Annotated in this window: 16 protein-coding genes; 7 read left to right on the top strand and 9 right to left on the bottom strand. The window is 66.3% G+C overall.

The genetic code is table 11. The features are described 5' to 3' along the window. The first annotated feature begins 178 nt into the window (after positions 1-178). Together D7S86_RS06385 and D7S86_RS30615 are read left to right on the top strand one after the other, a co-directional pair. Positions 179-1,096 carry a LysR family transcriptional regulator gene (locus tag D7S86_RS06385; RefSeq protein WP_121084683.1) on the top strand — a complete coding sequence of 306 codons (918 nt, stop codon included), beginning with the start codon at positions 179-181 and terminating at the stop codon, positions 1,094-1,096. A 400-nt stretch (positions 1,097-1,496) separates the two neighbouring features. Then, positions 1,497-1,724 carry a transcriptional regulator gene (locus D7S86_RS30615; protein WP_121085246.1) on the top strand — a complete coding sequence of 76 codons (228 nt, stop codon included), beginning with the start codon at positions 1,497-1,499 and terminating at the stop codon, positions 1,722-1,724. Positions 1,725-1,764: 40 nt separating this feature from the next. Here the strand turns inward: D7S86_RS30615 and D7S86_RS06375 are convergent, their stop codons facing one another. From D7S86_RS06375 to D7S86_RS06355, 4 genes are all read right to left on the bottom strand, one after another. Then, positions 1,765-2,010 carry a hypothetical protein gene (locus D7S86_RS06375; RefSeq protein ID WP_121084681.1) on the bottom strand — a complete coding sequence of 82 codons (246 nt, stop codon included), beginning with the start codon at positions 2,008-2,010 and terminating at the stop codon, positions 1,765-1,767. A 269-nt stretch (positions 2,011-2,279) separates the two neighbouring features. Then, entirely contained in the window at positions 2,280-2,741 is a 462-nt protein-coding gene (locus D7S86_RS06365) for a hypothetical protein (RefSeq protein WP_420813208.1), read from the bottom strand. 204 nt (positions 2,742-2,945) lie between these two features. After that, positions 2,946-3,851, bottom strand: coding sequence for a ferritin-like domain-containing protein (locus tag D7S86_RS06360; RefSeq protein WP_121084679.1), 906 nt, complete (start codon positions 3,849-3,851; stop codon positions 2,946-2,948). Positions 3,852-4,102: 251 nt separating this feature from the next. Further along, a complete protein-coding gene (locus D7S86_RS06355) occupies positions 4,103-4,753 on the bottom strand; it encodes a helix-turn-helix domain-containing protein (RefSeq protein ID WP_240648015.1) in 651 nt (216 codons plus the stop codon). A 324-nt stretch (positions 4,754-5,077) separates the two neighbouring features. Here D7S86_RS06355 and D7S86_RS06350 point away from each other — a divergent pair, with 324 nt between their 5' ends. The 3 genes from D7S86_RS06350 to fhuB are packed head-to-tail and all read left to right on the top strand — an operon-like array spanning position 5,078 to position 10,445. Next, the gene (locus D7S86_RS06350; RefSeq protein ID WP_121084675.1) at positions 5,078-7,381 is read left to right on the top strand and encodes a TonB-dependent siderophore receptor; all 2,304 of its coding nucleotides are present in this window, start codon (positions 5,078-5,080) and stop codon (positions 7,379-7,381) included. Continuing rightward, positions 7,375-8,412: an ABC transporter substrate-binding protein gene (locus D7S86_RS06345; RefSeq protein WP_158601874.1), complete on the top strand. Its 1,038-nt coding sequence runs from the start codon at positions 7,375-7,377 to the stop codon at positions 8,410-8,412. Before D7S86_RS06350 ends, D7S86_RS06345 begins: the two co-directional genes overlap by 7 nt. After that, complete coding sequence (gene fhuB, locus D7S86_RS06340; protein ID WP_240648014.1) at positions 8,409-10,445, top strand: Fe(3+)-hydroxamate ABC transporter permease FhuB; 2,037 nt, start codon at positions 8,409-8,411, stop codon at positions 10,443-10,445. The genes D7S86_RS06345 and fhuB overlap by 4 nt, the downstream gene beginning before the upstream one ends. Positions 10,446-10,580: 135 nt before the next feature. On the opposite strand, the gene D7S86_RS06335 is transcribed toward fhuB, so the two are convergent. Next, positions 10,581-10,817: a hypothetical protein gene (locus D7S86_RS06335; RefSeq protein WP_147432239.1), complete on the bottom strand. Its 237-nt coding sequence runs from the start codon at positions 10,815-10,817 to the stop codon at positions 10,581-10,583. Positions 10,818-11,005: 188 nt separating this feature from the next. Continuing rightward, positions 11,006-12,805 carry a methyl-accepting chemotaxis protein gene (locus D7S86_RS06330; protein ID WP_205962755.1) on the bottom strand — a complete coding sequence of 600 codons (1,800 nt, stop codon included), beginning with the start codon at positions 12,803-12,805 and terminating at the stop codon, positions 11,006-11,008. 396 nt (positions 12,806-13,201) lie between these two features. Here D7S86_RS06330 and D7S86_RS06325 point away from each other — a divergent pair, with 396 nt between their 5' ends. After that, positions 13,202-13,972, top strand: a complete 771-nt coding sequence (locus D7S86_RS06325) for a helix-turn-helix domain-containing protein (RefSeq protein WP_240648013.1) — start codon at positions 13,202-13,204, stop codon at positions 13,970-13,972. A gap of 4 nt (positions 13,973-13,976) precedes the next feature. Here D7S86_RS06325 and D7S86_RS06320 read toward each other — a convergent pair whose 3' ends face one another. The 3 genes from D7S86_RS06320 to acs form a co-directional block, all read right to left on the bottom strand. Next, positions 13,977-15,995, bottom strand: coding sequence for a sodium:solute symporter family protein (locus D7S86_RS06320; protein WP_121084669.1), 2,019 nt, complete (start codon positions 15,993-15,995; stop codon positions 13,977-13,979). Between the two features lie 69 nt (positions 15,996-16,064). Further along, complete coding sequence (locus D7S86_RS06315) at positions 16,065-16,478, bottom strand: DUF4212 domain-containing protein (RefSeq protein ID WP_121084667.1); 414 nt, start codon at positions 16,476-16,478, stop codon at positions 16,065-16,067. A 117-nt stretch (positions 16,479-16,595) separates the two neighbouring features. Further along, on the bottom strand, positions 16,596-18,578 hold the full coding sequence (acs, locus tag D7S86_RS06310; RefSeq protein WP_121084665.1) for an acetate--CoA ligase: 1,983 nt from the start codon (positions 18,576-18,578) through the stop codon (positions 16,596-16,598). A gap of 523 nt (positions 18,579-19,101) precedes the next feature. On the opposite strand from acs, the gene D7S86_RS06305 reads away from it, so the two are divergent. Then, positions 19,102-20,001, top strand: a complete 900-nt coding sequence (locus D7S86_RS06305) for a DMT family transporter (protein WP_121084663.1) — start codon at positions 19,102-19,104, stop codon at positions 19,999-20,001. The last annotated feature ends 124 nt before the right edge of the window (positions 20,002-20,125 follow it).

Here is a 20,125-nt window from a genome sequence, read left to right as displayed (position 1 = left end):
GGCATTGGCCTGATGCAACGGCGCGAGGCAATCACCGATGCAGCGGCCTGATCCACGGACCCGATTCCCAAACTCAATCCCTCGACGCCATGCCCTGACCCGACGGCCGGACCGCACGGCACAGCGCCGGTCCGATACGTGCCGCGCCGGATCCCCGAGCCTTTGACGACGCCCCGCCATGAACCCGAACGATCTTCTCGGCTTGCTACCCGATCTCGCGACCTTCGCACGCGTCGTGGAGACGGGCAATTTCTCGGTTGCCGCGCGCGAACTCGGCACCACGCCGTCGACCGTGAGCCGGCAGATGAAGCGGCTCGAACACGCGCTCGGCGCGCGCCTGCTCGAACGCTCGACGCGCAGCATCCGACTCACCGAATCGGGCGCCGAGATCTATCGGCACGCCGAGGCGATGGTCGCCGCGGCCGCGAGCGCGGCCGACGCGGCGGGCCGGCTCCAGGAACGTCCGCAGGGCCGTGTCCGCGTGAGCGCGCCGATCTCGCTCGCGCGCAGCGTGATTCACCCGCTGATTCCCGGATTTTTGCGGGCCTACGCGGACGTCGACGTCCATCTGATGTTCACCGATCACGACGTCGATCCGATCCGCGACGCCGTCGATCTCGTGATCCGGCCGACCCCGACGCCGCCTCAGGGGCTCGCCGCGCGCCGGCTCGGCGCGATCCGCTGGATGCCGTGCGCCTCGCCCGGCTATGTACGCGCGCGTGGCGCGCCGACCGCCCCGCGCGATCTCGCGCATCACGATTGCCTCTATCTTGGCGAGACCGTGGACGACAACCGGCTCACATTCCGGCGCGGCACGCACACGCAGAGCGTCGAAATCCGGGGCCGGTATCTGGCGAACGATGTCGATGCGCGGCTCGACGCCGCGCGTCAGGACCTGGGCATCGCGATCCTGCCCGAATTCGCCGTGACGGACGCCTTGCGCGACGGCCTGCTCGTGCACGTATTGCCCGACTGGTCGCTCGAACCGCGCGCCTATAGCGGTCCGGTCTGGCTGCTCTATCCGCCGAATCGATATCTGCCACCGAAGGTGCGCGTGTTCATCGACTGGCTCGCGGCCCATCTGACGACGGACTGAACGCGAACGCGTGTCCTGATGAGGTGCGTATCGATCGATCTCATGCCCGACGGTCTATCGATGCGTGTTCGATATCTGTTATCGACATAGTCACATATCAAGACGGCAAACTCGAATCGCGCTGGATAGTCGTACGTGATGGTCATGCGCGATAGTCGCGAGTGATAGTCGCGAGTGATAGTCGCGAGTGATAGGCAGGCAGAAGATGACGCACCCGTCATCTTCCTTCGAACGCGTGACAACAACTGTGCGCACGCCGAAGGCCTTCGTCGCCCTAAAGCAGGCGGCATTCGATGAACAAAGCGCGAACCCGTTGATATCGATAGCGAAAAAGATCGTTTCCGTCGTTCAGGACCGATGTGTAGTCTCAAGCTACGTTGTCGCTCTGTCGCAGGTAACCATGATCCAAGCTCGCTCTCAAGCGCTTTCCTACAAGGGGTATCACCTCGCAGTCGAGGCACGCCCCGTATTCAACGGGTTGTTCGCGGCCAGCTTGACGCTCGATCCCGCCGATGCCCCCGGTGCGAACCCGATCCATTTCGACGCCGTCGACTATTTCTTCGAGCCCGATCACGCGCTGGCTTACGGTGCGCGTTGGGGACGCCTGTGGATCGACCAGCGGGCCTAGGCGGTCAGATAGGGATCGGCACGCGCGGCCGGCGCCCGCATCAACGCCCGTGCGTGAATACCGATGTCAAATGGCGCACGACTTCGCCGAACGCGCCGCTCACAGCGGACGTGAGCGATCCATGCGTCACGCCATGCATTTCCCGTTCGACGCACGCGAGCACCACCGCGATCAACAGCACAGCGACGACGCGTGTGACGGACGCGGACGCACGCGGCGCCGCGCCCGATGCGGGGTCCGCTGCGTCGTCGAAACGGGGAGACTCGCGATATCCGGAGACCTTCATGGCGTGGGCTCGCTCGGCTGGCATGCCCATAGTGTCCGTGAACGCCGAGCGACGCCGAACCATCGATTTCGCCTATCGATATCGCGGCCGCATCTAAGTCGCCCGCATCTAAGCCACCCGTATCTAAGCCACCCGTATCTAAGTCGGCCGTATCTAAGTCGGCCGTATCCAACTCGGTCGCGTCTAGGTCGGCCGTCAGACGCGGCCCCACCCCGTCGTGCGCGATAGGCCGCGTGTGCCGCGCCGGCGCCTTGCACACGGCCACGCCTCTACTTGCCCGACACGACGATCTTGAGTCGCGTATCGCCGGCCGTCGTCGCTGAAATTTCCGTGCGCGCACCCTTGGCACCGATGTAGAAATGCTGGAGTCCGGGCGTGTTCTGGTCGTGCGTCGCCTGAGGCAGACACGCGGCGATATCGGCCGCGACGGCTTGCAATGCGTCGGCGACCGAGCCCGCGCCGGGATTCGACGACCATTGGCATTCGTAGGTGTCGTGCGATCCCGTACATGAGGCGTCGGTTCCATACGGCTGAGCGACCGCACGTCCGTCGTCGGGGCCGAGTGTCGCGAAACCTTGCGGCGCGGCGGAAACAATGCGCTTGAGCGCCGCGCACGGATTCGGCGTGTCGTCCGCGCGCGATACGAGCGGCGCGGCGAGGACCCAGGCACCCAGCCCCATGACGATCGCGCGAACGGCCGTTTGTCTGATCGTGTGTTTCGAGCGTTTCATGATCGATCCTCCGCGTAGAGCAAAACCGCGTCGGACGCGCCACGTCACCTTGACGCGGCGCACACGGAAAGCTCGGGCCGCGAGGCCTCCGACACGCCTGCACAACAGCAAGAAGCGCGCCGCGGGGACCGTATCGCGGCCCTCGATCATTTCGAATCGTTACATCACCGGCATGCGTTCACGCAGTTGTGCTTCGTGCCTGCCCTAGCGAACAAACTTGCGTACCACGCGCGCGAGAAACGGCACGATGCGCGGCCGCAGCAAACGTGTGTCGTAACCGGCCATGCGGCGCGCGTTCTCTTCGAGGCACAGATCGATCATCTGCGCGAGACCCAATGCGTCGCCGACAGCGCCCGTCCCGCTGACCGTGAAATTCGTGTCCTGCTTCGCGTCGCCCGCGACGGCGTCCTTGTCGACACCCTTCGCGATACCGATCCGCTCACGCACGAGATGCACCCAGACCGCGGCCGTCTTCAACGCAAACCAGGGCCGTCGCCACCACGGCATATTGCGTCGGTACCACGCGGCCCAGTTCACGAAGAACAGGATATGGCGGCCTTCCTCCTGGATGACGGGCTCGAACGTCTCGACGAGTTCAGGCGGGAAATACCCGGAGCGCCGCGCGACCTCGAACAGGCCGAACGCAAAAAAGCTGTCGATGCACTCGCCATACCCGATCGCCATCCAGCCCCACTCGGGGTCCGTCGGCGGCGGATAGTCGGGCTCGGGAGAAAGCGTAATACCGTATGCCTCGACCAGCTTCGAGAGCACGGCCTTATGGCGCAGTTCCTCGTTGCCGTCCATCTCGAGCGCGCGCCGCAGCAAGGGGTCGTCGATCGTCTTCGCAAAGGTCTCGACGCTGATCGAGGCACTGCCTTCCTTCTGAACCGCCATGTCCCAGATCGGCAACGACGTCACGCGTTCAAGCGCATCGGGCGAGAGCGCCGGCCAATCGATCACCGCGGGTTTGTAGGGGTTGTGCGTCTCGAGCAGCATGTCGCAGAACATCTCGAGATGCGCGCGCGAGCCGATCTTGATGTGTCCGGGGTCGGGGTGGGACCAGTTCCGCATGGCGTGATCGGCTTGACCTTGCAGCAGGACATCGGACATGGGCATCCCTGTTGTTCAAGTGAAATGCGACACGGGGTACAGGCCGGCTCAAACACGACGCGCCGCCATCGAATGAGGATAGGTTAGCCAAACGCAAGCTTTCACGCAGTCCATGGATTCGGCACACCCCGTCGCAAACGTGAGCGGCGAATGCAGACGACGGCACGTGCACCCGCATAGGAGTGCCCGCATACAGGCGCCTGCATACACGCACGCACCTACGCGCAAACAGATCCGCAGGCAGGTTGGCTTCAGCTCTTCAAATAGCGCTGCGGCGTTTCACCCATCGCCCTCTTGAACATCGTGATGAATGCGCTCGAATTCCGGTAGCCGAGCTCGGTCGCGATCGTCGCGACGGCGAGGCCGCGCGCGAGGCGCGACACCGACTCGACGATCCGTAACTGCTGACGCCACTGACCGAACGTGAGGCCGGTCTCCGTCTTGAACAGACGGCCGAGCGTGCGCTCGCTCGCGCCGACGCGCTCGCCCCACTCGTCGAGCGAGTCGGTATTCGACGGCGCGGCGAGCAAGCCCTCGCAGATCTGCCGCAATCGCCGATCGGTCGGCAAGGGCAAGCTCCCTTCGAACGACTCGCGCGCACCGCGCATCTCCTCGATGAGCAAGGGCGTGATCAGCTCGGTCTTGAGCACGGAGTCCGAGCGCCGCTCCTCGACCATCGTCGTGACAAGCTCGCGCAACAGCGCCGAAATGACGAGCACGCGGCAATCGCCGCCGCGCCACGGCGACATCTCGGGCTCGAAGTAGACGCTATAGACCGTCGTATCGCCGATCGCCTGCAATTCATGCCCGACGCGCGAAGGCAACCAGAGCCCCCGATGCGGGCCCAGCGTCCATGCGCCCGCCGGCGTGATCACGCGCAGCACGCCGAACGTCGAAAACACGAATTGCGGCTGCTGGTGCGAATGCCAGCTTTCACTATCGCCATCACGATAATCATATGCACTCGCTATGATCGGACGCGATAGACGCCGGTATTGGGTGCCCGACAATTGTTGCCAGATGTCGCTCAAGGCCTCACCTCGTGGAACTTCCTGATCGAATCGCCAAAAGATGGCGGTTTCTCGAAATTGAATGACGATACGTCGCGGAACGCACGCACGTATTCTATGCCCCGGCGCGTTGAGTTGCGAACTAAGGTAGTAATGATTCTCAATAACAACTCAAATGACGTGCATCGAACACTGGCTTAACCGGGAACGAACGATATGAAACGGGGAAGAATTCAAGGCGCGCCGCGCGCGCATCGGCCCGCTGCGGGGCGCACGGCAGGCTTGCGGCGCCGCGCGGTGCCGCTCGCGATCGCACTGCTGCTCACCGACGCCGCATGGGCGCAATCAGCCGTGAGCGTGCCGGGCGCCGCTGCGTCGGGCGCCGCTGCGTCGAGCGCCACCGCACCGGCCGCCGCCTCGGATGCGACGGCGACCGATCAGCCATTGCCGGCCGTCGTCGTGACGGGCCAGCGCGCCGCCGACGGCGCCACGACCGGCTATGTCGCGCAAACGAGCACCACCGCGACGAAAACGTCGACGCCGCTGATCCGCACGCCGCAATCGGTCTCGGTCGTCACGCGCGACCAGATGGACATCCAGGATCCGCAAAGCGTCGCGCAGGCCCTGCGCTACACGTCGGGCATCAATCCCGAACAACGCGGCACGAACACCGATTCGCTCGAATATCTGTACGCGCGCGGCTTCCTCGTCGACGAGTTCTGGAACGGCCTGCGTACGCCGGGCCCCTCGGGCGGCTTCGGCTTCAACGTCACGAGCTTCGATCCGTACATGTTCGAAAGCATCGACTACGTGCACGGGCCCGCGTCGGTGCTCTACGGCCAGTCGTCGCCGGGCGGCATCGTCAATCTCGTGAGCAAGATGCCGACGTCCGATCCGTACCACGAGATCGGCTTCCAGACCGGCAGCTACGGACGCGTCCAAGGGTTCTTCGATTTCAGCGGACCGCTCGACAAGGACGGCACCCTGCTCTATCGCTTGACGGCCGATGGCTTCGACACCGGCACGCAGACCGACTTCGTGCGCGAGCAACGCATTGCGATCGCGCCGACGATCACCTGGCGGCCCAACACCGATACGTCGCTGACCGTCTTCGCGAACTATCAGAACGATCCCGAGGCGGGCATCTACAACTCCGTACCGGCCGTCGGCACGGTGCTGCCGGGCGTCGTGCAGTTGCCGCGCAGCTTCGATCCGGGCGAGCCCGACTACGACAGTTTCCGCAAGACGCAGGAATCGATCGGCTACACGTTCGAGCATCGCTTCGACGACACGTGGTCGGTCAAGCAGAGCTATCGCTTCCTGCATAACGACCAGACCGTTCAATACGTCGCCGACGATCTCGGCTATGTCAACAACGGCACCGAATTGGCGCGCGAGCCGTATCTGAACACCGGCACGGTCAACGCGCACACGCTCGACAATCAGGTCACCGCGCACTTCGCCACGGGCGCGCTCGACCATGAAGTCACGGCCGGACTCGACTATCAGAACATCCAGTTCGACCACTACTTCCTCTTCTCGCTCGACAATTCCCCTTCGTTGAGCGTGACGAACCCTCAGTACGGCCAGTCGATCGCGGCGCCGACTTTCGTCGCCGGTACATCGGGCGCGGAATCGGTCCGTCAGCTCGGCACCTATGCGCAGGACCATATCGATATCGGACACTGGTCGTTCCTCGGCGGCATCCGCGAGGACTGGACCGACGAAGACTTCGACTCGTATCAGAACGGCTCGCAGACGCATCAATCGAACCGCGCGTTCACATGGCGCGTGGGCGGCGTCTATCAGTTCGACTCCGGCATCGCGCCGTATGCGAGCTACTCGAAGTCGTTCCAGCCTCAAGTCGGCACCGACTACTACGGCAATGCGTTCGCGCCGACGACGGGCGAGCAATACGAAATCGGCGTCAAGTTCCAGCCGCATAACGCGACGAGCTTCGTGACCGTCTCGGCATTCCATCTGACCGAGCAGAACGTGCAGACGCCCGACCCCGTGCACTTGGGCTACGAGGTGCTCACGGGCGAGATCCGTTCGCAGGGCTTCGAGGCCGAGGCCCATGCAAGCCTCACGAACAACCTCCAGCTCATCGGCAGCTATACGTACACGAACCTGCTCAACACGAAGAGCAACGATACGAACGCGGGCAAGGTCCCGGTCGGCATTCCGCGCAATACGGCATCGCTCTGGGCCGACTACACGATCGATTCGAGCGTGCTCGGCGGCATGCTCGCCGGGGTTCAGGCCGGCGCGGGCATTCGCTATATCGGCGGCTCATACGGCGACCCCACCAATACGCTCTACACGACGTCGGCCACGCTGATCGACATCGCGCTGCGCTACGACCTGGGCCGCGCGTTCCGTTCGATGCACGGCTGGACCGCGACGCTCAACGTCAGCAATCTGCTCGATCGCCAGTACATCGCCTCGTGCCAGAACGATCTGATGTGCACGTGGGGCGAAGGCCGCCTCGTGCTCGCGGGGGTCAAGTATCAGTGGTAAGTCCGAACGGTCCGGCCAGCGCGCGCCGGCGCGCGCTGCTCTCGGCAATCGGCGCGGCGTGCGTCTGCGCGCCCGCGCGATCCGCGCTCGCTGCTGCTGCGTCGGCGTCGGCGTCGGCGTCGGCGGCCGACCGCACGATCGCCGACGCGGCGACGCCCATCGCGTCCGACGCGCATCGCGACGCCGGCGCGAACACCGGTGCCGCACCGCGCATCATTTGTCTCGACTGGCGGCTCACGGAACTGCTGGTTTCGCTCGGCGTGACGCCGGTCGGATCCGCGAACCCCGACGGGTTTCGCGCGCAGTTCCCGGCCTCGCCGCTGCCGCGATCGGTCGTTGACGTCGGCCTGATCTTCCAGCCGAACCTCGAACTCATGCGCGCGCTCGCGCCGTCGCTGATCCTCGCGACGCCCGCGCACGCCTCGCTCATGGCGTCGCTCGAACGCGTCGCGACGGTCCGCGTGATCGGCTCGCCGGGCTCGGGAAAACCGTACGCCGACGCCTGCGCCGATCTCCGCGCGCTCGGCGCGCTGCTCGGTCGCCCGACACAGGCACAGCGCGCGATCGACGCGACCGATGCCGCGCTCGACGCATGGCGCGATCGTATCGCCGCGTCGCCACGCGCCGCGCAACGGCCCGTGCTCGTCGCGCGCATCGTCGATCCGCTCGGCTGCCGTCTTTATGGTTCGACCAGTCTCTACGGCGATGTGCTCGCGCGCATCGGCGTGCGCAACGCATGGCACGCGGACGTCAACGGCGCGGGTTTCGCGACGGTGTCCGTCGACGCGCTCGCCGATCTGCAGGACGCGATCCTCGCGTATTTCGCGCCGCTGCCCGTCACGGTCTCGCGCGCCATGTCGCAAAGTCCGCTCTGGCGCATGCTGCCCGTGATGCGGCCCGGCCGCCAGGTCGCCCTGCCTTCCGCACCGCCGAACGGCGGCATCGCGTCGGCCGCGGCGTTCGCCGCCTCGCTGTCGACCGCGCTGCTCGCGCTCGCCGCGGACCGTCCCTCCGACGCACGCGGTCCATGAAGATGCTCACCCTTTCCACCCGCACCGGAACCGATCGTCCGACGCTGCGCATCGCGCTCGGTCTGTTCGCGCTCGCCGCGATGCTCTGCGCATACCGGCTGCACACGCTCGCCCCGCTGTCCGAATGGGCACGCGCGCTCGTCGCGCCCGACCCGCTCGACGCGCGACAGTTACTGCTCCACGACAGCGCATTCCCGCGCATCGCCGTCTGCCTGCTCTGCGGCGCGGCGCTCGGGCTTGCGGGCGCCGTCATGCAGCACGTCCTGCGCAATCCGCTCGCCGAACCGACCACGCTCGGCGTGTTCCCGGGCGCCTATCTCGCCGTGGCCGTGGCGACGGTGTTCGCGCCGTCGTGGCTCGATGCGGGACGCGAACTCGTGGCCCTCGCGGGCGCCGGCCTCGCGCTGGCGCTCACGCTCGCGATCGCCGCGCGGCGCGGACTCTCGACGCTGTCGCTGATCCTCGGCGGCATGATCGTGAACCTGTGCTGTTCGGCCACGTCGCTCGCACTCGCGATCCTCTACTACGACAAGCTCGAACTGCTCAACGTCTGGTGCGGCGGCGCGATGGCGCAACAGGACTGGCACGTGGCGGGCGGTCTGCTGATCCGCTTCGTGCCGTGTCTCGCCTGCATCGGCGTGTTGATGCGTCCGCTTTCGGCGCTCGACGCGGGTGACGACGTCGCGATGGGGCTCGGCGTCCCGCTTCGTGCGACGCGCGCGCTCGCGCTGGGCATCACGCTGCTGATCACCGCGTTCGTCGTCAGCGCGGTCGGTGTCGTCGGCTTCGTCGGGCTCGGCGCGCCCGCGCTCGCGCGTCTCGCGGGCGCGCGCCGTCTGCGCGACCGGATGATCTGGGCGCCGTGCCTCGGCGCGGCCTTGCTCTGGCTCGCCGACGATATCGCGCAAGCCCTGTCCGGCACGCGCGGCGTGCTCGTGCCGACCGGCGCGGTCACGGCATTCGTCGGCGCGCCGCTGATGCTCGCCCTGATCCCCCGGCTGCGTCGAAACGTCGCACGCCCCGCCGCCGCCACTTCAACGCCGCGCCCCGCGATGCGCGCGATCGATCATGCGGGCATGCCGTCACGCGCGATCGCGATCTGCGTCAGTCTCACGCTGCTCGCGCTCGCGCTGTCGATCGGCGTCAGTCGCGACGCGCACGGCTGGCATGTCGACACGGCGGCCTATGTCGGATCCGTGCTCGATCTGCGCATGCCGCATGCGATCGCCGCGCTGTCGGTCGGCGTGCTGCTCGCGCTTGCCGGCGCGATCCTCCAGCGCATGACGGCCAATCCGATGGCGAGTCCCGATCTGCTCGGCCTGAGCGCCGGCGGCACGCTCGGCGTGACGCTCGCGCTGTTCGCGAGCCAGGCGCCCGATGCGCGCGTGCTGCTCGAAGGCTGCGCGCTCGGATGCGCCGCGACGCTCGGCGTGCTGCTCGTCGTCGCACGGCGGACCGCGCAATCGCCCGACGCGCTGCTGCTCGCCGGTCTCGCGATCACGACGCTGTTGCAAGGCGTATCGACACTCGCGATGGCGAGCGGGAATCCGCGCCTCATGGTCTTGTTGAATCTGCTTGTGGGTTCGACCTACGGCGTGACGCCGTGGATGGCGGCGTGCGTCGCCGCGTTCGCCGCGGTCGCGCTCGCCGGCGTGCCGCTGATCCGGCGCTGGCTCGACATCGCGCCGCTCGGCGCACCCGTCGCGCGTTCGCTCGGACTCGACGTCGCGTCGTGCCGTCTCGTGCTTGTCGCCTGGAGTGCGCTGATGACGATGGCCGCGACCCTCGTGGTCGGCCCGCTGTCGTTTGCGGGACTCATCGCGCCGCATATCGCGCGCTCGCTCGGCGCGCGGCGGCCGCTCGCGCTGCTGTATGCGTCCGCCGCGATCGGCGCCTGCATGCTGTGCGTGTCGGACTGGCTCGCGCGGTGGGTCATGTTTCCGCGCGATATGCCGGCCGGCGTCATCGCATCGTTGATCGGCAGCGGGTATTTGATCGTCCGGATGATCGCGCGCGACACGCATGACGCGTGACGCACCCTCGTCCATCGCACGCCGCGCGAGCGACGCACGCGCGCTCGCGTACGCAGATACGCGCTCGCCCAGGCGAGGTCGCCGGCCCATGGACTTCGATCTGTCGCCCATACGACCGCGCGATGCGGCGCGCGATCAGCTCGCGTAGTAGTTGACCACGTACTGCGTCACACGATTCGCTTCGGCCAGACTGAACGCCTCGACCCGCTGCAGCTTCAGATCGCGGATCAGTTGCTGAAGCGCGCGATGTCCGGCCATCCGATAGGTCGGCGTGTTGATTTCGACGCGCTCGTTCGCGCCGCCCGACCCCGTGCGGACCATCGAGTGAAGCTTCTCGATCGCCGACCGGTCCGAGACAAAGTAGATAGCCATAAGGGTCTGCGCTACGCGGAGAGGGGGCGGCATCGGCGCGTCGCGCGCGGGCCGACGATTCGGCTCGCCATCGACCCGACGCGACGTCCGTCAAGCGCGATGCACACGCGATCGCGGTCCGTCACGACGCGCTCCGTATCGGCGAACCGTCCAAGGCGGACGCATGCGCGGCCGCCAGAACCGGTCGTTCAGAACGTGGCCCACTGCTCGGCGTCGGCATCCTTACCGCCCGCGGCGAGCGCCGTGTCGGGACGCGGGTCGGGACGCGGATCGGGTCGCGGGTCCGGACGCGGATCGGGTCGCGGGTCCGGACGCGGATCGGGCCGCGGTGCGCTTGCCGCCCGCGCCGCGCCCGCGCCCAGCGCAAGAGGCTTGGCCTTCACGTGCGCCTTCGCGGGCCGCGCGGCCGACCCGAACCGCTTCGGCAGCGCCATCGGCGACAACGACGTCCGGCCGCCGATACGGAAGAACGTCATGTCGGACTTCATCTTTGACGCCTGTTCTTCGAGCGACTGCGACGCCGCGGCGACCTGTTCGACAAGCGCCGCGTTCTGCTGCGTGACTTCGTCGATCTGGCTGACCGCCTGATGTACCTGGTCGATGCCCTTGCTCTGTTCGTCCGACGCCGCGGAGATCTCCGAGACGATGTCCGATACACGGCCGATCGCGGCGATCACCTTGTCCATCGTCTCGCCAACGTCGGTGGCCTGCCGCGCGCCGAGCTGGACCTTCGTGCTCGATGCCTCGATCAGCTCCTTGATCTCCTTGGCCGCGCCGGACGCGCGCTGCGCAAGCGTGCGGACCTCGCCCGCCACGACCGCGAAGCCGCGGCCCGACTCGCCCGCGCGCGCCGCCTCGACCGCCGCGTTGAGCGCGAGGATATTCGTCTGGAACGCGATCCCCTCGATCATCCCCGTGATTTCCGCGATCTTTGCGGAATCGGCGCGGATCTCGCTGACCGTCGTGACCATCATGCCGACCGCGGCATTGCCGGCCTCGGTCATATCGCTCGCATTGCGCGCGAGCATGTCGGCCTGACGCGCGTTCTCCGCGTTCTGCCGCACGGTCTCGGTGAGTTCGGTCATGCTCGCGGCCGTCTGTTCGAGCGACGCGGCCTGTTCCTCGGTCCGCGCCGACAGATCCATATTGCCCGCCGTGATCTGCCCCGACGCCACGGTGATCGAGTCACTCGAGTCGCGGATATTCGCGACGATGCCCGATAGCTGCGCACTCATGCGCTTCATCGATTCAAGCAATTCGCCGATCTCGCCGCCACAGTCGATGACGACTTCCGTATCGAGTCGGCCCTGCGCGATTTCACCCGCGATATCGGTCGCGTAGCGCAGCGGCCGCAAGATGCTGCGGATCATGTAGACCGCCGTGCCGAACGAAAGCAGCAGGCTGAACGCGATGATCGAGCACAGCAAGCTCATATCGCGCTGCACCTGATCGGCCGCATCCTTTTGACCTTGATCGGCTTGCATAACGTTGATCATGACGTCGGCGTCGAGCTGCGTCGCCAAATCCTTGCCGATCGGTGCGACATTGCCCGTTTGATATGCGCCCGCCTCGTCATACTTTCCCTGGTCGAGCAAGACCAGTTCCTGCAGGACGGTTTCGCGAAACCGCGGCAACACCGCGTCGACCTTGTCCGCGACGGCATGTTCCTTGTCGCTCGTGATCCCCGCCGGGTAATACGCCTTCCACTGCGCGTCGAGCCGCGCGAGCGAATCGCGCACCTGTTGCGACGACGTGTTGTTGTGCTCCGCTTGCATGCGCCACATCGCCAGACGCCCCGTCAGCATGCTCGCGCGCACGTCATTGAGTTGACTGATCGGCGTCACGTTCCCGGTGAAGACGCCGCTGAGCGTCTCGCTGAGCCGATAGACGCCTCGCACGCCGAATCCGCCCACGATCAGCATGCCGAACAGGCCGATCAACACCGTGACGATGATTTTTGCCTTCACCGTCGAAAGAATTTGATTCATCAAGATTGCACCCAAGAATTCGCCACACGACGCGCGATGCACGCGCGTCGTTGCACAGACCCCAATCGGCCGTTCGGCGCGCGAATCCCTTTCCGCATGCGCCCGTGCAAGGTGGCGATGATGCGATGACCTCAAACCCGAAAGTTTGACGACCGTCAGAGTTCGATCATCTCGATTTCATATCGGCGTCCGGATTCAATCGGATACCGAAATGATTGGATTCGATCGATTTTTGTCTTGACGAATCGCAAGTCGATTAATTTGATGAACATCTATGCTGGACTTGTGGTCGAAGCCGATCTTGACAATCATCGATACGATTGTTTTCAAGACAAAACGCGTCGCGCATCATGGATGTCGGCGCGCCCCGACCGCATTCAAGTATGGAGAAAATCGATGCCGCGCTGTTCTCGCTGCCCGCTGGCCCCGCTGTGCATTCCGACGGGTCTTGGCCAAGACGAGATCGGGCCGCTCGACGTCGAGATCGATCGCCGCGTCCGGATTCGCAAGGGCCAGCCCTTGTTTCGGCAGGGCGACGCGCATGCGCGCATTTACGCCGTGCGTTCCGGCACGCTGAAGGCACATCGCTACATCGAAGACGGGCGCGAGCAGACCACGGGCTTTCGGATGCAGGGCGACGTGCTGGGACTCGACAGCATCGACGAACCGCACCATGTGTCGACCGCGACCGCGCTCGAGGACTCCGAGATCTGCGCGTTGCCCGGCGCACGCGCGTCGGCCGATCATGCTCGGCCGGCCCTGATCGAGCGCCAGTTGCTGCGTCTCGCGAGTCGCGAGATTCGCCGCGACGACGCCGTGCGTTTCACATTGAGCGCGATGAGCGCCGAAGGGCGCGTCGCGTGGTTTCTGCTGAGTCTGTCCGAACGCTTCACGGCACGCGGGTATTCGGGTGTGGAATTCAATTTGCGCATGACGCGCGACGATATCGGCCGCTATCTCGGCATCCAGCTCGAAACCGTCAGCCGTTCGCTCTCGCGCTTCACGAACGAAGGATGGGTCGCGATCGCGCATCGGCGCGTGCGGCTGCTCGATCGCGATGCGCTCGGACGCATCGGCGCGGGCGCCGCCCCCGACAATGCGGCACACGCGGCCGCCGCGCGCGCGATTTCGCCGACCGCCGTATTGAGCGCGAGCATGTTCGTCTGATCGCTCACGGCTGCCGCAAGTGATCGACCAGCGCGAGCGTTTTCGGATCGGGGCGGCGATCGAGCAGGCTCGTGACAATCGACACCATGAAGCCCGCCGGGATACCGAACGCGCCCGATGCGATCGGCTCGATGCCGAACCAGCGCGGACCCGCGAAGCCGGTCACGCGCGTCAGGAACGGATACGTCGAGACGATGTAGTAGACGCAGACGCCGAGTCCCGCGAGCATGCCGAGGATCGCGCCCTTGCGTGTCATGCGCCGCCAGAAGATCCCGAGCACGAGCGCCGGGAACAGGCTCGATGCCGCGAGCGAGAACGCCGCGCCGACGAGGAACAGGATGTTCCCGATATTGAGCGAGGCCGTATAGGCCGCGAGCAACGCGACGCCGAGCAACACGAACTTCGACGTCGCGACACGCTTCTGGCTGCTCGCGTTCGGATCGACCATGTAGTAGTAGACGTCGTGCGATAACGCGTTGGACACCGTGAGCAGCAAACCATCGGCCGTCGACAACGCGGCGGCCAGCGCGCCCGCCGCGATGAGTCCCGAATAGACATACGGCAAGCCCGCGATTTCAGGCGCGGCGAGCACGATCATGTCGGGCTGCATCGACAATTCGCCCCAATGCACGATGCCGTCGCCGAGCACGTCGTGCACGGTCAGCAACGACGGCTCGATACGGCTCCATTGCACGACCCATTGCGGCAGATCGCTGAACGGGCGTCCGACGAGCGAAGTCAGCACGTCGTACTTGATGAGCACCGCCAGCACGGGCACGGTCAGATAGAACAGCGCGACGAAGAACAGCGTCCACCCGACCGAGCGACGCGCGGACGGCACCGACGTCGTCGTGTTGTAGCGCGTCAGAATATGCGGCAGGCTCGCCGTGCCGATCGTCAGACACAACAGCAACGCGACGAAATTGAGTTTGTTCGCGCGTTGCTCCGTGGCATCGCGCGATGGAAACGGCGTGCTCATCGGCACGGGCGGCGCGGCGCGCGCCAGCAGTTCGTCGCGCTCGGCGCTCCACCGGTTCGCGGCATCGGCCGGATCGCGCGGATACGTCGCGAGCGCCGCACGCAAGGCGTCGATCTCGCGCAAGGGCCCGTTTTCGCGGCGTAATTCGGCGATGTGCGCACTCAACGCATCGCGCTCGCGAACATACGAACCGGGCAGTTCGGCAATGCGTTCGTCGACGGCCTGCGCGCGGCGCAGGTAATACGCGCGCACGGCGCGCTCGGTGCCGTCGTCGCGCAGCCGTTGCTCGAGCGCGTCGATGCGCTGCATGAGCCGTCCGTAGTTCACCTGCGGCACATAGCCGAGACCGTCGCGATGCGCGATCAGCGAAACCGGCAACAGAAAGGCCGTGATCAGAATGATGTATTGCGCGACCTGCGTCCACGTCACCGCGCGCATCCCGCCGAGAAACGAGCAGACGAGCACGCCCGCGAGACCGCAAAAGATGCCGATCGAGAAGTCGACGCCGATGAAGCGCGTCGCGATGAGCCCCACGCCCTGGATCTGCGCGACGAGATAGACGAACGAGCAGAGGATCGCCGCGAAGACCGCGATGCCGCGCACGACGTTGCTCGAATAGCGTGTCGCGAGAAAATCGGGCAGCGTATAGCGCGCCATCTTGCGCACGTACGGCGCGAGCAGCAGCGCGACAAGACAATAGCCGCCGGTCCATCCCATCACATAAGCGAGCGCGCTATAGCCCGTTGCGTAGAGCGAACCCGCGAGGCCGATGAACGACGCCGCCGAGAGCCAGTCGGCCGCGGTCGCCATGCCGTTGAGCGCCGACGGCACGCGCCGGCCCGCGACGTAGTACTCGACGAGATCCGACGTGCGCGAAAACACGCCGATCAGCGCGTAGACGGCAATCGTAATGAACAGGAATACATATCCGATCCAGACGCCGGGTCCGTTCGCGCGTTCGATCCGCGCGAGGATCGCGATGAATGCGAGAAACCCGAGCGCGAACATCGCATAGTTTCGGAGGAGCCGTTGCGTCTCGTTCATTGTTCTTGTCTCGATCTGCGAGGCCGATCGGCACGATGCGATCGCTGCGACTCGCTTGACGCCGCACGATCAACGCGGCGGCGTCTGCGCGTTCGCGCGGGCGTCGATGCGTGCGTGGGGGCCGACGTGGGTCCGTCCATCGGCGCGCGCGTTGGCGATGGCGGTACGCAGACGCCGGTCCGCGAACGTCATGGCGCCGATATACGTGCCGACGAGTGCGAGATACGCGATCGTCGCGCCTTGCGCGCCGACATAGAACGGCAATGGCCATCCGGCGAACCGGATCGGCTCGATGCGTTCGGCGATCAGCGGAACGCCGAACGACACGAGCGTGCCGATGCCGAGCAACACGGCGATCAAACGGACATTGAAGCGCCAGTACGCGCGGCGCGCGGCGGCGATCGCGACGTCCGCGACGATGCCGGTCTCGATGTCGCTTGCGCGGTCCGCCGCGTTGCGCGCCTCGTCATCGAAAGCCGGCATGAGCGATGTCCGTTCGTGTGGAGTCGACGTGCCGCGGCGCCTTGGACGCACGAGACGGCGGGCTCGCGCAGACATCGCGCCCACCGTCCCGAACGTGCCGCGTGCGCGTGCGGCGCTTTATTTCGCCTCGCCGAGCTGCTCGAGGATCGCGGGGTTCTCGAGCGTCGAGACGTCCTGCGTGATCGCCTCGCCCTTGGCCAGCGAGCGCAGCAGGCGGCGCATGATCTTGCCCGAGCGCGTCTTCGGCAGGTTCTCGCCGAAACGGATGTCCTTCGGCTTCGCGATCGGTCCGATCTCGCGCGCGACCCATGCGCGCAGTTCGTTCGCGATGCGCGTCGCGTCTTCGCCCGAAGGACGCGTTTGCTTGAGCACGACGAACGCGCAGATCGCCTCGCCCGTCGTGTCGTCGGGCCGGCCGACCACGGCGGCCTCGGCGACGATCGGATTCGCGACGAGCGCCGATTCGATCTCCATCGTGCCCATCCGATGCCCCGCGACGTTGAGCACGTCGTCGATGCGGCCCATGATCGTGAAGTAGCCGCGCTCGGCGTCGCGCACCGCGCCATCGCCCGCGAGATAGAGCCGGCCGCCGAGCTCCTCGGGGAAATAGCTCTTCTTGAAGCGCTCGGGGTCGTTCCAGATGGTCCGGATCATCGACGGCCACGGCCGCTTGATCACGAGAATGCCCCCCTGACCGTTGGCCACGTCGCCGCCCGCCTCGTCGACGATCGCCGCGGCGATGCCCGGCAACGGCAAGGTGCACGAACCCGGCACGAGCGGCGTGACGCCCGGCAGCGGCGTGATGACGTGGCCGCCGGTCTCGGTCTGCCAGAACGTATCGATGACGGGACAGCGGCCGCCGCCGACTTCCGTGTGATACCAGACCCAGGCTTCGGGATTGATCGGCTCGCCGACCGTGCCGAGGATGCGCAGCGACGACAGATCGTAGTTTTTCGGCGCGACCTTCGGATCGGCATCCGACGCCTTGATCAGCGAGCGGATCGCGGTCGGCGCCGTGTAGAAGATCGTGACCTTGTGCTTCTGGATCATGTCCCAGAAGCGGCCCGCGTTCGGATAGGTCGGCACGCCTTCGAAGACGACCTGCGTCGCGCCGACGGCGGTCGGGCCGTACGCGATATACGTGTGTCCCGTGACCCAGCCGATATCGGCCGTGCACCAGAACACGTCGGTCGGCTTGATGTCGAACGACCAGCGCATCGTCAGCGCGGCCCAGAGCAGATAGCCGCCCGTGCTGTGCTGGACGCCCTTGGGCTTGCCCGTCGAACCCGACGTATAGAGGATGAACAGCGGGTGTTCGGCGCCGACCCACTCGGGCTCGCAGGTCGTCGATTGCGACGCGACGAGCGTCGCGAGATCGATGTCGCGGCCGGCCTGGTAGGCGACGTTGCCGCCCGTGCGGCGATAGACGACGACGTGGCGCACGGCCTCGGTGCCTTCGAGCGCGAGCGCTTCGTCGACGATCGACTTGAGCGGCAGAACCTTGCCGCCGCGCACCTGTTCGTCGGCCGTCAGCACGACGACCGCGCCCGCGTCGACGACGCGTTCATGGAGCGACTTCGACGAGAAGCCGCCGAACACGACCGAGTGCGTCGCGCCGATCCGCGCGCAGGCCTGCATCGCGACGATGCCTTCGATCGACATCGGCATATAGATGACGACGCGATCGCCCTTCTTGACGCCGAGGCTGCGCAGGCCGTTCGCGAGCTTGCAGACGCGCGCGAGCAGGTCCTGATACGTGACGCGCGTCACGGTGCCGTCGTCCGCTTCGAAGACGATCGCGGTGCGCTCGCCGAGCCCCGCTTCGACGTTGCGGTCGAGACAGTTGTACGAGACGTTGAGCGTGCCGTCCTCGAACCACTTGTAGAACGGCGCGTTGGATTCGTCGAGCCCCTTCGTGAACGGCGTATGCCACGCGAGCTGTTCGCGCGCGAGACGCGACCAGAAGCCTTCGTAGTCGCGCTCGGCTTCAGCCGTCAGTTTGAGGTAGGCGTCCATCCCGGAGATGGCGGCCTTCGCAACGAGCGCTTCCGGCGGATTGAAAACGCGGTGCTCTTGCAGAACCGATTCGATCGCAGACATCCACTGCCCCTATTTGAATTAAGCGTCGTGCGCCTTCGGGCGGCACGGCCCGCCGCGGGCGCGGGGCCCGGCGGCGCATCTCGATGACGGCCGCTTGGCTGACCGTCATTGTCTCCTTGGCCGACATCGCCGTTCGTTCGCGCCGCCGCGCGCCGATGCGTCGATAGGTCGACGCGCATCGCGCGGCCTGGCGGACCAACGCCCGATGAGGGCACGCCCACGATAAGCGAGCTCGCTTACCTGGCGCTTACTGCCATGCGTACTGCCGTGCCGGGCCGCCGTGGCGCGTCGATCCGCCGCGCAGGGCGACCGATCCGCTCCCGCGCCGACGCGGCTCGCTCATCGGGCCGTACACGCGACATTGTCCGCCGAGACGCACCGTCCGTCAGTCTTGCCCCGCTACCCTGCCCGGCGGCGCCCCGGACCGGCCCGCCGCGCAAGTGGACCCGATATGTGGACCCGATATCGCCGGCGCGCCTACAATCCTAGCCGATCTATCCCCATCGTTTAACCGGGTCTTGCCTTGAATCGCTATGTGCTGTTCCTGATCGCGTCGATGCTGTTCGTCGGAAGCAATGTCGGCATCGGCAAATCGATCGTGGCGACTGTGCCGATCCTGCTGTTCGCGCTGCTCCGCTTCGTGGTCGCCGTCGTCGTGCTGGCGCCGCAATACCGTCTCGCCAAGATGCGCCGCGTCTCGCGCGGCGAGTGGATCAATCTGTTCCTGCAGGCCTTGTTCGGCACGTTCCTCTTTACGCTGCTGATGCTCGGCGGCGTGCAGCGCACGACCGCGGTGGCCGCGGGCGTGATCACGAGCACGATCCCGGCCGTCGTCGCGCTGCTCGCGTGGGTGTTCCTGCGCGAACGCCCGGGCGCGCGCGCCGTCTCGGCCATCGTGCTCGCCGTCGTCGGCGTCGTGGTCGTCACGCTCGCGCGCGAGTCCGGTCAATCCGACGCGTCGGGCGCGAGTTCGCTGACGGGCAATCTGATGGTGCTCGGCGCGGTGTTCTGCGAATCGACGTATGTGATCCTTTCGCGCCGGCTGACGCAAACGCTGTCGCCCCTCGATATCTGTGCGTACACCCACGCGTTCGGGCTCCTGCTCATGGCTCCGTTCGGCATCGTCTCGCTGATCGGCTTCGACTTCGCTTCGGTGCCCGCGCAGACCTGGCTCATGATCGTCTGGTACGCGCTGTCGGCAAGCATCTTCTCGTTCTGGCTCTGGATGAAGGGCATTCGGCACGTGCCCGGGCAACTCGCGGGCGTGTTCACGGCGATGCTGCCCGTGGCGGCCGCGACGTACGGCATCGTCGTGCTCGGCGAGCGGCCGACGCTCGCCCACGGCATCGCGCTCGCCTGCGTGGTCGGCGGCATCGCGATCGCGAGCCTGCGCCCGCGCAAGACTCGACCGGCCGCGCCGTAACGCCCGCGAGCGGGCGGCACCGGCGCCGGTACCGCTACCGGGACTGCGCAGCCGGACGGGTGCACGGTACAATTGCGCGTTTTCCGCCGGCACGGCGAAGCGCGCGCACTCGACCGCGTGCGCG

Origin of the sequence: Pararobbsia silviterrae (assembly GCF_003628125.1) — a bacterium.
GTDB classification, from domain to species: Bacteria; Pseudomonadota; Gammaproteobacteria; order Burkholderiales; family Burkholderiaceae; genus Pararobbsia; species Pararobbsia silviterrae.
This window is presented reverse-complemented; position numbering and strand designations above follow the sequence as displayed.

Bases quoted from the DNA above. Each gene is read 5' to 3' on its own strand.
- D7S86_RS06385 (WP_121084683.1), top strand. From the start codon at position 179: ATGAACCCGAACGATCTTCTCGGCTTGCTACCCGATCTCGCGACCTTC.
- D7S86_RS30615 (WP_121085246.1), top strand. From the start codon at position 1,497: ATGATCCAAGCTCGCTCTCAAGCGCTTTCCTACAAGGGGTATCACCTC.
- D7S86_RS06375 (WP_121084681.1), bottom strand. From the start codon at position 2,010: ATGAAGGTCTCCGGATATCGCGAGTCTCCCCGTTTCGACGACGCAGCG.
- D7S86_RS06365 (WP_420813208.1), bottom strand. From the start codon at position 2,741: ATGAAACGCTCGAAACACACGATCAGACAAACGGCCGTTCGCGCGATC.
- D7S86_RS06360 (WP_121084679.1), bottom strand. From the start codon at position 3,851: ATGTCCGATGTCCTGCTGCAAGGTCAAGCCGATCACGCCATGCGGAAC.
- D7S86_RS06350 (WP_121084675.1), top strand. From the start codon at position 5,078: ATGAAACGGGGAAGAATTCAAGGCGCGCCGCGCGCGCATCGGCCCGCT.
- fhuB (WP_240648014.1), top strand. From the start codon at position 8,409: ATGAAGATGCTCACCCTTTCCACCCGCACCGGAACCGATCGTCCGACG.
- D7S86_RS06335 (WP_147432239.1), bottom strand. From the start codon at position 10,817: ATGGCTATCTACTTTGTCTCGGACCGGTCGGCGATCGAGAAGCTTCAC.
- D7S86_RS06330 (WP_205962755.1), bottom strand. From the start codon at position 12,805: ATGAATCAAATTCTTTCGACGGTGAAGGCAAAAATCATCGTCACGGTG.
- D7S86_RS06325 (WP_240648013.1), top strand. From the start codon at position 13,202: ATGCCGCGCTGTTCTCGCTGCCCGCTGGCCCCGCTGTGCATTCCGACG.
- D7S86_RS06320 (WP_121084669.1), bottom strand. From the start codon at position 15,995: ATGAACGAGACGCAACGGCTCCTCCGAAACTATGCGATGTTCGCGCTC.
- D7S86_RS06315 (WP_121084667.1), bottom strand. From the start codon at position 16,478: ATGCCGGCTTTCGATGACGAGGCGCGCAACGCGGCGGACCGCGCAAGC.
- acs (WP_121084665.1), bottom strand. From the start codon at position 18,578: ATGTCTGCGATCGAATCGGTTCTGCAAGAGCACCGCGTTTTCAATCCG.